Below are 12,960 nucleotides of genomic sequence, written 5' to 3'. Positions count from 1 at the left end.
CACGGATGTCCAGCGACGTTCTTTTCCGGCCTTTCAAGCTGAAAGGGCTGAACTTGCCGAACCGGGTCGTGATGGCGCCGATGACGCGCTCGTTCTCTCCGGGCGGAATCCCAACCGAAGACGTCGCGCGGTATTACCGTCGGCGTGCCGAAGGAGCGGTCGGCCTCATTATCTCGGAGGGCACGGGCGTGGATCGTCCGGCATCCCTGAACGATCCGAATGTTCCCCGTTTTCACGGAGAGAAGGAACTGGCGGGGTGGCGGCGTGTGGTCGATGAGGTGCATGCCGCGGGTAGCCTGATGGCACCGCAGCTATGGCACGTCGGAGCCGTTCGTACCCGCGCCCAGGATTGGTCTCCTCCGGGCGCCTACGACAGCCCGTCTGGTTTGTCGCGACCGGAGAAGAAATTCGGCGAGCCGATGAGCGAAGAGGACATCGCAGACGCCATCCGCGCTTTCGCCGATGCGGCGCTTGCCGCGAAGCGCCTGGGGTTCGACGCCGTCGAATTGCATGGCGCGCACGGCTATCTAATCGATCAATTCTTCTGGGAAGGCACCAATCGCCGCGAGGATGCCTATGGAGGCAAGGACCTGCCGGGCCGGGCCCGGTTTGCCGCTGATATCGTTCACGCGGTGCGCAAGTCGGTCGGACCGGACTTTCCGATATTGCTCCGCATCAGCCAGTGGAAGCAACAGGACTACGAAGTGAAGCTGGCCGATACGCCTCGCGCGTTGGAAGCCTGGCTCAAACCTCTGGTCGACGCGGGGGTCGACATTCTGCACTGCTCACAACGGCGCTTCTGGGAGCCGGAGTTCGAGGGCTCCGATTTGAACTTCGCCGGATGGGCCAAAAAGGTGACGGGAGTGCCGACGATCTCGGTCGGGTCGGTCGGCCTGACCGGCGAGTTCATCGCCGCATATGGCGGGGAGAGCTCCCGTCCGGCGTCCCTCGACGAACTGATCCGCCGCCTCGATCGCGAGGAGTTCGATCTTGTCGCGGTGGGGCGGGCGCTGCTTCAGGATCCGCAATGGCTCCTGAAGATACGCGACGGCCGGACGGAGGAACTGATGGCCTTCGAACGGACTGCATTCGCTGCGCTGAGCTGAGCGATGAAGGGTTGCGAGGCCGGGTGCGTCGCCACTGAATAAAGGTTATCCAAATAATTGGTGGCCGGTATTTCGGCGATCTGACCAAGCTGGCTGCCAAAGAAGATCGGCGCATGCTGGTCGACGAGACGGGCATGCGCGTCATTGCGCAGTCGCCTGGAAGCAATTCGGAGACGAACAATGAGCGACACCAAGACCCAAGTCGGCCAGATCCGCACCGAGGTGCACGGGCATGTGTTCAAGATCATCATCGACAACGTCGCGAAGAAGAACTCCTTCAGTCCGCAGATGATGGCGCAGATGTCGGATGCGATGACGCTTCTCGATCGCACCGACGACTATTGGGTCGGGGTACTCTGCGCCGAGGGTCCGGATTTCACGGCCGGGTTGGATATGCCGAAGTTCTTCGGACCCAAGGCCGAGAATACCGAGCTAAAGCCCGGCAACATCGATGCGTTCGCCTTGAAGAGCCGGTGCCGCAAGCCGATTGTGACGGCAGTGCAGGGGATCTGCTTCACGATTGGGATCGAAATGATGCTCGCTGGCGACATCGTCGTGGCCGCCGACGACGCCCGGTTTTGTCAGATGGAATCCAAGCGCGGGATCGCGCCTCTTGGTGGTGCCCATTTCCGGTATTTGACGCGGGCGGGCTGGGGAGACGCGATGTATCACCTGTTCCTATGTGATGAGTTCGGCGCAGCCCGGGCTCACAAGATCGGATTCGTTCAGGAAGTCGTTGCACCCGGCCAGCAGATTGCGCGCGCGATGGAGATTGCGAATCTGATCGCCAAGAACGCGCCGATCGGCATTCAGGTGACGAAAGAGGCCGCGTTGAAATACATCGAGGCCGGCGAGAAGGCCGCGATCGATTACATTCCCAAGATCAAGGATCGCGTCTTCAGCAGCGAAGACATGAAAGAAGGCATCCAGTCATTCGTGGAACGTCGCTCGGCCGTGTTCCGCGGGAAATAGAAATCCGGCGGACCGCACAGTACGACTTCGCCCACGAGCCAGAGGATTTGACCATGGGAAGCATCAAGAAGGCATTCGATCTCACCGGCAGGAACGCCCTTGTGACGGGAGGCTCCCGTGGCCTTGGGTTGCAGATTGCCGAGGCGCTAGGTGAGCAAGGAGCACGGGTCGTGATCTCCTCTCGCAAGGCGCCAGATCTGGAAAAGGCTCAGGCGCATCTTGCCGGGCTCGGCGTCAAGGCGGAGTGGATCGCAGCGGATAATTCCAGGGACGAAGACGTCAAGCGCCTCGCCGACGAAACGATCAAGAAGCTCGGACGAGTGGACATTCTGGTGAACAACGCGGGCGCAACTTGGGGCGCGCCGACGGAAGATCACCCGATCGAAGCGTGGGACAAGGTGATGAATTTGAACATCCGCTCGCTGTTCCTGCTCAGCCAACAGATTGCGAAGGGCTCTATGATCCCCAACAAATATGGTCGCATCATCAACCTTGCATCGATCGCGGGCCTGTTCGGAAGCTCCGGGGACATGCAGACTGTCGCCTACAATACGAGCAAGGGCGCGGTGGTCAATTTCACGCGGGCGCTGGCAGGGAGTTGGGGGCGCTACGGAATTACGACCAATGCTCTGGCGCCCGGATTTTTTCCGTCGAGGATGACGAAGGGCACGATCGAAGCTGTCGGTGTCGAGAAGCTCGCCGCCGGTGCGCCGCTACGCCGCATCGGTGACGAGGACGATCTGAAAGGTGCCGCGGTTCTCTTCGCCAGCGACGCCGGAAAGCACATTACCGGACAGATCCTTGCCGTGGATGGCGGTCTGACTTCGGTGCTATCGTCTTCCTGAACGCTTCTGTGCAATCGCCTTACGTCCTGCGGTGATATCCTTCATGGGCGGTGGACGGTTAAGGGACCACCAATGTCAGCGTCTCGGCAACCAGAGCTGGCGTTTGGCTATTCTCGATCTCAAGTACCGCGTTGCCCTTGATCAACAAACGCCCGTTGTCCTTTGGTTCGACACTGGTCATGGAAAGCTGAAGGCGAACGCGGTTACCCGATCTTACTGGTGTCAGGAACCTGACCTTGTCCAGGCCATAGTTGAAGACGGCAGATGCGTCGACCGGAGCGAGCCCCATGTCCATGCCGAGGGGCGCGATCAACGACAGGCTCAGGAAACCGTGAGCTATGGTGCCGCCTGCGGCACTTTCCTTGCTGGCGCGCTCCGCGTCCACATGAATCCACTGCCTGTCTCCAGTACAGGCCGCGAACTGGTCAATCATGGGCTGGTCGATGGTGACCCAGTCGGATGTTCCGAGATTCTGGCCTACGAAATCCCTGATCGCCTCGAGCTTGATTTTTGCCATCGCCGTGTCCGTTGGTTCAACTGCTGCGCATATTTCCCCAAACTGCGAGGAAGGCCATGTCGATTTTGTTGAACGGGGAACGCAATATTGAATAGCGGCCAGGCTTTGATGGCTTTTTCGCTTGTGTTTCCGGGTCCTGCGACGTCGTTCGCACTCGGCGATTAGGAACCAAAAGCGCTTGCGCAAAGGACGAGAGCATGACCGAGGCAAGCTGGGATTTGTTTCGCTTGTTTTCCGTGGTGGCGAGAACTGGAAGCGTCAACCGTGCCGCACACGAACTCGGAATGAGCCAACCGACATTGAGCAGGCGTCTGAAGGAGCTGGAGCGCTACGTGGCCGCTCCCCTGTTCTTTCGCGCCTCGTCCGGGGTGAAGCTGACGCGGGAAGGCGAGGACCTGCAACGCTCGGCCGGCGATATGATGCTCGCATTCGAGTCGTTTCATCGCGATCTGCGTTCGCGCGTCGGGCAACGATCGTCAGTGGTCAGGATATCGGCGACCGAAGGCATGACCAAGCACTGGCTTCTCCCGCGGGTTGCGGAGCTGCGACGGCGCGATAGTCGAATCTACCTGGAAATCATCTCCACGGTGAACCAGCAGAGCTTGGCAACGAGCGATCTGGACTACGTCATCAGGATGGGAGATCCCGGCGAGAACGATCTCATTGGAAAGCGGGTCGCGGACGTACCGATGGGGATTTTTGCCTCCGAGCAGTACCTTGCCGGACGCCCCGCGCCTCGGTCATTGTCAGAGCTGAGGGATCACGACATCATCGGCCATACTGCCGATTTTGTCTCCTTCCGCAACGTTCGGCTCAATCAGAGACATTTGTTGGAGTATTTCTCGGAAGCGGCGGGCATCCGCAGCGTTGTTCGGGTCAACCCGGTTGCTAACCATTTCGCCGCCTCCGGTTGCGGTCTCGGGCTTGCGCTTCTTGCTGTACCATTCGCGCAAGCCGAGGGACTGGTTCAGGTCTTGCCGCAAGAGACAGTTACGATGAACGTATGGCTGCTGCGCCGGCGCGAGAGCGACCTGAGAAAATTGACTCGTGAAGTCAGGCGATTCCTGGAAGCAGAATTCGCCGCTTCCAGGGAATGGCTCGCAGGCAGCCCTCGAAATGCGAGAGTGACCAAGCGCAAGGCCTGAGGCCTTCTCACATGCTGCCTTCACCGCGTCTGGGAATATCGCGGTAAGATGCGCGAAGAGGTCGTGGTCATTCTGCGCTGAATAGCGGTAGTTCAGAATTTAGATACTTGCCGGCAGCGGTGTCGGTCATCCTCCGTCCCAAAAATCATCATGGGAGGGATGGATGTCAAAATCGGAAGGGGCCTTGCTGTCAACCCCGATCCAGACGATCGCCGAAATTCCGCGACGTTACGCGGCGATCGCTCCCGACGCCATCGCCGTGAGCTTCGAGGGGCGCGAGACAAGCTATCGGGTCCTGGATGAATTATCCAATCAAGTCGCCAATGGGCTCGTGGCGGGGGGTGTGCGACTGGGCAGCCGAATTGCGATACTCGACAAGAATTCGGATATCTTTTTTCAAGTGCTTCTCGGGGCAGCCAAGGCTCGCGCCGTCCTGGTTCCCATCAATGCAAGGCTGGCACCTCCCGAGGTCGTTTTCGCGGTCAACGATGCCAAAACCGAGATTCTCTTCGTCGGGGAATCGTTCGAGAAACTCATCACTGAAATCCAGGATCAGCTGGACACTGTTTACCAAATCATTGTGCTGGACTCTCGTTACCTGAAGTGGCGCGATGCCCACCCGCCGACTGAGACGAGACTGCCAGTCAAGCCCGATGACGTTTGCCTGCAACTCTACACAAGTGGCACGACCGGCTATCCGAAGGGCGTGCAGCTTTCTCACGCAAATTTCCCGCTACACGCGCTTGACGACTGGAAGGCGTGGTCGTCCGACGACGTCATGTTGCTCGCAATGCCGTTGTTCCACATCGCAGGGGTGGGTACCGGCGTGTTCGGTCTGGTCGCCGGCCTCAAGACGATCGTGCTTCGCGAGTTCGTTCCATCGGTGGCGCTTGAGACGATACAGCGCGATCGAGTTACGGTCACGTTCCTCGTTCCGGCAATGTTATTGGCGATGCTGGCCGAACGTAACGTCGAGACATGCGATCTCTCCTCGCTGAGGCAAATTCTTTACGGGGCGTCGCCGATCCCGCTCGAGCTCCTCAGGAAGTCGCTCCGGGTGTTCAGGCATACGGGGTTCTTCCAGGTCTACGGTCTAACCGAGACGGCTGGCGTCATCACCGTTTTGGGAGACGCGGACCACTCCGTTGGCGATGGCGAACTCTTGAGGTCGTGTGGCCGCCCTATCGAAGGCGTCGAGTTGCGGATCATCGACGCTTCGGGACAATCGCTGCCGGCTCGACAGGTGGGTGAGGTCGTGTGTCGATCATCACAAAATATGCGGGGGTATTGGAATCGGACGGACGACACCGCGAGGACCCTCAGGGACGGGTGGCTGCATACCGGCGATGCCGGATTCCTTGATGAAAACGGCTACTTGTACATTCATGATCGTTTGAAAGACATGATCGTTTCCGGCGGAGAGAACGTCTATCCCGCCGAGATCGAAAGTGCCTTGTATGGACATGCGGATATCGCCGACGTCGCCGTCATCGGCGTGCCTGACGACCGGTGGGGTGAAGCGGTCAAGGCCCTCATCGTGTTGAAGCCGGATCGTTTGGCGGACCCGACGGGCATACTGCATTTCGCGCGAGGAAGGCTGGCGGGGTTCAAGGTCCCGAAGTCGATCGAATTCGTGCGCGAGCTTCCCCGCAATCCATCCGGGAAAATCCTGAAGCGGCTGCTGCGAGAGCGCTACTGGGAAGGATACGAGCGGATGGTCAATTGAGTGCGGCTGGCCGAATTGAATGTATCGGACCGGGAGACGTTTTTGCTAGGCGACCGCTGCGTCCTGCAACTTGAGCGACTGAAGCGTCAGCACCTCGGTCAAGCGCAGATGTTCCGTCATCAGGTCGGTGGCGAGTTTCACATCCCGGCCAAGAATGGCTTGGGCCAGTGCCGAATGTTCGGCGCGCAGATCACGATCCGCGCGCGACATTCGCACATTGATACGACGATAGCGTTCGCCCTGGACGAAGAGTTGGTCGCGGATTCGCAGCAGCCAGGGGCTGTCGCAGGCAGCTACCAGGGCAGCATGGAATTTCGCGTGCGCGATCATCCAGTCGTCGCCAAGGTCGCGAATGTCATGGGGCGTATGCGAGAGCTCATGATCGGCTGCGACAATCGCAGCCTCCCATTTGAGGCCGCCGAGTTTCATCGCGCGGTGCATGCATTTCAGTTCGATGTCGATTCTGACGGCGGTCAGGTCGGAAACGTCGGCGGCATTGATGGGCGCCACCCGGAAACCCCGCTGGGGCTCCGCAATAACCAGTGCCTCGGCGGAGAGACGCGAAAGAGCCTCCCGTACAACGCTCGGGCTGACCCCAAGATATTGAGCCAGATCTTGAATTTTCAGCTTTCCGTCGGCCGGCAAGCGGCCGGCCAAGATGTCCGAGCGAAGTCGAACATAGGCTGAAACGGTAAGGCTGGTCGCGTCCTGGGGCATCCTGCCCATTTTCACAAGGATTCGGAGGAATACAAGATAGATCCAATAATATCTTTTTTATATTGACCGTATGAGTTTTTCAGGTACCGTTCCATTATCGAACCCAACGACTGACTCAAAAAAAATCCGGAGGAATTCAATGACCACATCAAACGAGTTGGTTACCGTCAGTCGGGAGGGCGATCTCGTTACCCTGACGATGACTTTCGCTCCCTACAATCTCGTGGCAAAGCCGCTGCTGACTGCGCTACTGGACGCAGTCGAAAAGGCTCATAAGGAAGGCGCGCGCGCCATTATCCTTCGCAGCGGGTTGCGACACTTCTCCGCCGGTGCTGAAATAGAACTATTCGACAATCGCGGCGAACGGCTGCCCGAAATTGATGTATGCGCCTGCCTGGATGCGCTCGAACAGGTTCCTGTGCCGATCATCGCGAGCATGCACGGATTGGCCCTCGGTGGCGGATTCGAGCTGGCGCTGGCCTGCGACATCATCGTTGCCGCGGACTCCTCGAAGGCCGGCATGGTCGAGGTGACGCTGGGCCTGCATCCGCTGATGGGCGCCATACAACGTGTGGCATCGCGCGCCGGCGTGGCGCGCGCCAAGGAGATGGCTCTGTTCGGACGTCGCTATGATGCGGCGACGCTGGAGCGCTGGAATATCGTTAATCGCGTCGTACCCGAAGCCCAGCTTGAAGAAACGACGCGGATCCTCGCGCTCGAGCTTGCGATGGGCCCGACAGTGGCGCACGGCGCCACCAAACGGCTGATCCGGGAATACACGGACGAGACCGTCGTGAAAGCCGACCGCGCAATGTCTGACGCGCAGCGTCCGATCTTCCAGAGCAACGATCTCGTCGTCGGCCTCAAGGCCTTCCGCGAGTCCGGGCCTGGTCACGCCATTTTCTCGGGCCGCTGAGGGACGTTGTCATGACAAATCGTACACCCCTTGCCGGAATCAAGGTCGTCGACTTCTCGCGCGTCCTTGCTGGTCCCCACTGCACCAGGGCCCTGTCGGACCTCGGCGCCGACGTGATCAAGATCGAGCCGCCGCGCGGAGACATCTCTCGATACGCACTGCCTGGCGACGAAACCGCGAGCATGTCCTACTACTATATCCAACAGAACGTCGGGAAACGGAACATCAGCATCGACCTTAACTTCCCCGAAGGAAGAGAAGTCGTGCGCAAGATGTGCGACAGCGCCGACATCATCGTTGAGAATTTTCGCGCCGGCACATTGAAATTCTTCGGCCTCGATTATGAATCCGTCGCCGCGCGCAACCCGAAAGTGATTTACGCCTCGATCAGCGGCTACGGCCAAGGCAGCGCGCTGTCACACCGCAGCGCCTACGCGCCGACCGTCCATGCCGAATCCGGCTTTGTCGGCGGGATGATCGACCATCTCGGCGAGGATCTCACGGTCAAGAGGCATGATGCCTATTCGCATGCTGACATTTATACGGGCCTCGAAGCGATCATCGGCATTCTGGCAGCACTGCATCACCGCGACCAAACAGGCGAGGGCCAATATGTCGATATTGCGATGGCCGCCACCATGCTTGCCGTCAATGAGCGGGTGCACGCCGATCTCTCCGACGTGGATCTCGGCGCCGAACCGGCGGCGCTCGGCCCAGCTGACTCGCCGTTCTTCAAGACAAGCTACGGTGACGTCATCACAATCGCGACCAGTGTCGTCAGCAGTCTGACGTTTCCGAATTACATCGCGGCGATGCGTCGCCCCGATCTCGCTTCAGATCCCAGATTCGCCACGCCGGCGGCGCGCCGGAAGAATCTCAACGCTCTTTACCAGATCATCCAGCAGTGGATTCTTTCCTTTGCCACGGCCGGCGAACTCGATGCACAGCTCGACGAAGTGAAGCTGGCGTTCGGGGTGGTCCGCTCGGTCAAGGACTTCGCCGGTTCGGACTGGGTCAAATGGTGGGGCGCGATAGAAGAGGTTACCGACCGCCGCGGCAAAGCTGTCAGAATCCCCGGCAAGCCCTGGCACTTCTCAAAGACGCCGCTGGCCGCTGCGCGCGAAGCTGCCTTTCGCGGCGAACACAACATCGAAGTGATGAAGGAATACGGCTATTCCGATCAGGAGATTGCTGCCCTTACCAATTCGGGCGTGCTGTTGACGAACATTCCGCCTCGACCCTCGCCGTCGATAGAAGCATCCGCGCCGCCCGATAGTGACGATGTCCTGAAGCAGGCGTCCTAGCTGGGTCGAAACCAACTGATCAAGGAATGCGGGAGGGAAATCATGCCGTTGTCGCTGTCTTCGGAACAAACGCGAAAAATCCTGTCTAATCCGTCTTTTCGGGAGCTGACCGCCGCACGGGCACGGTTGCGGTGGGGGCTCTCGATCGTCACGTTGCTAATGTTCTTCGGCTTCATCGGGCTGATCTCAGCGGCGTCGTCAGCGCTCGGGAAGAGCATGGCAGGCGGAGCCGTTCCGTTGGGCATGTCGATCGCGCTTGGCATGATCGCCATGGTCGTTGCCCTGACTGGTTACTATGTACGCCGTTCCAACACGTACTTCGACGGCCTGACACAGCTCGTTCGCCGGGAGTGTGGCCGATGATCATGCGCATTCTGCTGGCCGCCATTGCCGCGACGGTGTCCTTTTCGGCACATGCGCAGGCAACCGCTGTTGTAGCGGGCCGCGATCTGAACTGGGTTGCTATCGGCATGTTCCTGTTGATTGTCGCCGTCACGCTCCTCATCACCTATCGATCGGCTGGTCGGACCAAATCGAAGGCAGACTTCTATACCGCGGGACATGAGATCACACCCCTCCAGAACGGCCTGGCGATTGCGGGGGATTTTCTTTCGGCCGCAGCGTTCCTCGGTATCTCGGCGCTGATCTACGCGACCGGCTTTGATGGCCTCATCTATGCGTTAGGCTTCTTGACGGGTTGGCCGATCGTGCTGTTCATGATGTCGGAGCGATTGCGTAACCTCGGCAGTTACACGTTCGCCGACGCAGCGTCGTTTCGTCTTGATCGCACCTCAGTTCGTTTGGTCGCCGCCACGGGTAGTCTCGTGGTCGTGCTGTTTTACCTGATCGCGCAGATGATCGGCGCCGGCAAGGTTATTCAGCTTCTGTTCGGCGTGAACTATCTGTTCGCAGTCGTTGGCGTCGGACTTCTGATGATCGTCTATGTCGCTGTCGGCGGCATGCAGGCTACCACCTGGGTTCAGATCACCAAGGCGCTGCTGCTGCTGATCGGCGGCACCTTGATGGCGCTGGTGGTGCTGTGGCGCTTCGATTTCAGTCTTGGACGTCTATTTACCGAGGCGAGCCGGGTGCACCCCAAGGGGGCCGCAGTTCTCTCTCCCGGTGGGCTGTTCGCTGAGCCGGTTTCCGCGATCTCGCTTGGACTCGCGCTGGTGTTCGGTACCGCGGGATTGCCGCATATCCTGATGCGGTTCTTCACCGTCAGCGATTTCGCAGGCGCAAGGAAGTCGGTTTTCTACGCGACGACTTGCGTGGCTTATTTCTGCCTGGTCATCCCGCTGTTCGGCTTTGCCGCGATGGTGGTCCTTATGCCGGACGCGAGTTTCTTCAACGTCGGCGCGGGCGGTCAATTCAACAAGATTACCGATCTGATCGGCGGTCCCAATATGGCGGCGGTGCACCTAGCGGGCGCTCTCGGCGGACCAATCCTGCTTGGGTTTATCTCGGCCGTCGCGTTTGCCACCATTCTCGCCGTGGTAGCCGGATTGACGCTCGCCGGCGCCTCCGCGGTGAGCCACGATATTTATGGGCAGGTGATTGCGAAGGGTGACGCGCCGGAGGCACGTGAGGTCATGGTCGCGAAGATTGCCGCGGTGGCGATCGGCATCGTCGCGGTGGGTCTTGCCATCACTTTCGAGAACCAGAATGTCGCGTTCATGGCGGGGTTAGCGCTCTCGGTCGCGGCAAGCTGCAATTTTCCAGTGCTGGCGATGGCGATCTTTTGGCGCGGTACCACCACGCGCGGTGCGGTTGCCGGCGGCTTGGTCGGGCTGTTCAGCTCTCTCCTGTTCGTGGTGCTGAGCAAGACGGTCTGGGTCGCGGTGTTCCATTTCGCGGCGCCGTTGTTTCCATACGACAATCCGGCGCTCTTCTCGATGCCCCTGGCATTTCTGGTGATTTGGCTCGGTTCGCTGAGTGACCGAACGGCGCGTGCCACGGCGGAGCGGCGCGCGTTTGACGCTCAGTTTGTGCAATCGGAGATCGGCATCGGCCTCTCTGAAGGCAACAACGCGCTGGCGGGAGTTGCACGATGAGCGCCACGATCGACGAGACCCACGATCCGGCGCGCCGCAGTTTTGTGTCGTCCGCCAACGATCCCTCCGGCGACTTCCCCATCCAGAACCTGCCGCTCGGTGTCTTCAGCCGTGGCAAGGACGGAAAGCGATCCGCGGGGATTGGGATCGGCGACCAGATCCTCGATCTTCATGCGGCGCACAGGGCCGGTCTCCTCCCGGCAGAAATTCCCGAGTGGACCGTCGCCGACTCCTCGCTCAACTCGCTGTTTGCGCTGGGACCTCGCGCGTTGCGCACCTTACGAAAGGCAATCAGTGCCGCGCTTGACGCGGGTTCAAGCGGTGAGGCTGCGCGCCACCGGGCGTCGGACCTGCTGGTCCCAATGGGCGCCTGCACAATGTATCGTCCGACCGCGGTGCCGAACTACACGGATTTTTATGCCGGCATACATCACGCGAAGGCGGCGGGCGCACTTCTCACGCCTGAGAATCCGCTGCCCGCCAACTACAAATGGGTGCCGATTGCCTATCACGGACGGGCGTCTTCGGTTCAAGTCGGGCAGGGTGTTGTTCGCCGACCGATTGGACAGCGGCCGCCGTCGGTCGACGGAGGCACTCCGGGCTTCGGTCCGTGCGACCGGCTCGATTTCGAATTGGAGATGGGTTTCTATCTCAGCGGCGGCAACGAGCTCGGAAATCCGATCCCGGTTGCGCGCGCAAGCGAACAGATTGTCGGCTATTCACTTCTCAACGATTGGTCGGCGAGGGACGTCCAGCGCTGGGAGATGTACCCACTCGGACCATTCCTCAGCAAGAGTTTCGCAACGTCTGTCTCGCCGTGGGTTGTCACCGCGGACGCATTGGCGCCGTTCCGCATTCCGGCGATGGTTCGTCCTCACGGGGACCCCCAGCCGTTGAAATATCTGCTCGACGACGATGATCAGAAAAGTGGCGGGCTGGACATAAGCCTGAAGGTTTTTCTCACGACCGAAAAGATGCGGGCCGCAAGGGACGTTCCGGTCGAAATTCTCAGCTCGAACGCCAAATATTTATATTGGACACCGGCGCAGATGGTTGCGCACCACACGATCAATGGATGCAACCTTCTACCGGGGGACCTGATCGGCACCGGCACGATCTCCGGACCTACCGACGCTGAATTGAGCAGCATGCTCGAATTCACTTCTGCCGGAACCCGCCCCATTACGCTTCCCAACGGAGAGCGTCGCGGCTTTCTACACGACGGTGACGAGATCCGATTTGAGGGGCGCTGCACTCGTGAGGGTTTTGCATCCATCGGCTTCGGAGTGTGCGTCGGAACGATTGCGGCATCTCATCAGACCGAGCTTGAAAGCAGGGCGGCCTGATCCGCGCGTGTTAGGCGAAGAGTCGCCCCTCGAGCGATCCGCTCCGAGCGGGTTGGTACTGCCCGGAAGACGGCAGAACAATAGCTAGGAGAGGAACTGCCATGGAAAATTGCCACATGATCGCATACGCCATGATCACGATGCCGGACATCGACATGGAAGAGGTCCAATTTGGGCAACTTCTCGTCGTTCTCGTAGCCTTATCGGTCGCCGTGGTGGGCCGCTTGGCTGCGTTTGTCTTCTGAGCCCCTCATGATGCGGTCGATATCGCCACAGGGCTCACGCAAAACTCGGCGAGCGAGTGTAGGAGGA

Annotated in this window: 13 protein-coding genes; 11 read left to right on the top strand and 2 right to left on the bottom strand. The window is 59.8% G+C overall.

Features of this window, described 5'->3' with window-relative positions:
- Positions 1–5: 5 nt before the first annotated feature.
- The 3 genes from E4K65_RS10270 to E4K65_RS10260 all read left to right on the top strand — a co-directional run bounded on the left by E4K65_RS10270 (position 6) and on the right by E4K65_RS10260 (position 2,923).
- Positions 6–1,106, top strand: coding sequence for an NADH:flavin oxidoreductase (locus E4K65_RS10270; protein ID WP_135174042.1), 1,101 nt, complete (start codon positions 6–8; stop codon positions 1,104–1,106).
- Positions 1,107–1,286: 180 nt separating this feature from the next.
- A complete protein-coding gene (locus tag E4K65_RS10265) occupies positions 1,287–2,078 on the top strand; it encodes a crotonase/enoyl-CoA hydratase family protein (protein WP_135174041.1) in 792 nt (263 codons plus the stop codon).
- Between the two features lie 53 nt (positions 2,079–2,131).
- Entirely contained in the window at positions 2,132–2,923 is a 792-nt protein-coding gene (locus E4K65_RS10260) for an SDR family oxidoreductase (RefSeq protein ID WP_135174040.1), read from the top strand.
- A 58-nt stretch (positions 2,924–2,981) separates the two neighbouring features.
- On the opposite strand, the gene E4K65_RS10255 is transcribed toward E4K65_RS10260, so the two are convergent.
- Positions 2,982–3,440: a MaoC family dehydratase gene (locus tag E4K65_RS10255; protein ID WP_135174039.1), complete on the bottom strand. Its 459-nt coding sequence runs from the start codon at positions 3,438–3,440 to the stop codon at positions 2,982–2,984.
- Positions 3,441–3,637: 197 nt separating this feature from the next.
- On the opposite strand from E4K65_RS10255, the gene E4K65_RS10250 reads away from it, so the two are divergent.
- Together E4K65_RS10250 and E4K65_RS10245 are read left to right on the top strand one after the other, a co-directional pair.
- The gene (locus E4K65_RS10250; RefSeq protein WP_135174038.1) at positions 3,638–4,585 is read left to right on the top strand and encodes a LysR family transcriptional regulator; all 948 of its coding nucleotides are present in this window, start codon (positions 3,638–3,640) and stop codon (positions 4,583–4,585) included.
- Positions 4,586–4,748: 163 nt separating this feature from the next.
- Positions 4,749–6,311, top strand: a complete 1,563-nt coding sequence (locus E4K65_RS10245; protein WP_135174037.1) for a fatty acid--CoA ligase — start codon at positions 4,749–4,751, stop codon at positions 6,309–6,311.
- Positions 6,312–6,356: 45 nt separating this feature from the next.
- On the opposite strand, the gene E4K65_RS10240 is transcribed toward E4K65_RS10245, so the two are convergent.
- Complete coding sequence (locus E4K65_RS10240; RefSeq protein WP_167770699.1) at positions 6,357–7,028, bottom strand: GntR family transcriptional regulator; 672 nt, start codon at positions 7,026–7,028, stop codon at positions 6,357–6,359.
- Positions 7,029–7,098: 70 nt separating this feature from the next.
- On the opposite strand from E4K65_RS10240, the gene E4K65_RS10235 reads away from it, so the two are divergent.
- From E4K65_RS10235 to E4K65_RS49475, 6 genes are all read left to right on the top strand, one after another.
- Positions 7,099–7,944 (top strand): enoyl-CoA hydratase/isomerase family protein, encoded by an 846-nt coding sequence (locus E4K65_RS10235; protein WP_235885560.1) that lies wholly within the window; start codon positions 7,099–7,101, stop codon positions 7,942–7,944.
- Positions 7,945–7,955: 11 nt separating this feature from the next.
- The gene (locus E4K65_RS10230) at positions 7,956–9,248 is read left to right on the top strand and encodes a CaiB/BaiF CoA transferase family protein (RefSeq protein WP_135174035.1); all 1,293 of its coding nucleotides are present in this window, start codon (positions 7,956–7,958) and stop codon (positions 9,246–9,248) included.
- Positions 9,249–9,290: 42 nt separating this feature from the next.
- Positions 9,291–9,611: a DUF485 domain-containing protein gene (locus E4K65_RS10225; protein ID WP_135174034.1), complete on the top strand. Its 321-nt coding sequence runs from the start codon at positions 9,291–9,293 to the stop codon at positions 9,609–9,611.
- A complete protein-coding gene (gene actP / locus E4K65_RS10220; protein ID WP_167770698.1) occupies positions 9,608–11,302 on the top strand; it encodes a cation/acetate symporter ActP in 1,695 nt (564 codons plus the stop codon). Before E4K65_RS10225 ends, actP begins: the two co-directional genes overlap by 4 nt.
- Positions 11,299–12,648, top strand: coding sequence for a fumarylacetoacetase (gene fahA, locus E4K65_RS10215; protein WP_135174033.1), 1,350 nt, complete (start codon positions 11,299–11,301; stop codon positions 12,646–12,648). Before actP ends, fahA begins: the two co-directional genes overlap by 4 nt.
- 116 nt (positions 12,649–12,764) lie before the next feature.
- Positions 12,765–12,893: a hypothetical protein gene (locus E4K65_RS49475; RefSeq protein WP_018322638.1), complete on the top strand. Its 129-nt coding sequence runs from the start codon at positions 12,765–12,767 to the stop codon at positions 12,891–12,893.
- Positions 12,894–12,960: the final 67 nt, after the last annotated feature.

Source organism: Bradyrhizobium niftali, assembly GCF_004571025.1.
Classification (GTDB): domain Bacteria; phylum Pseudomonadota; class Alphaproteobacteria; order Rhizobiales; family Xanthobacteraceae; genus Bradyrhizobium; species Bradyrhizobium niftali.
This window is presented reverse-complemented; position numbering and strand designations above follow the sequence as displayed.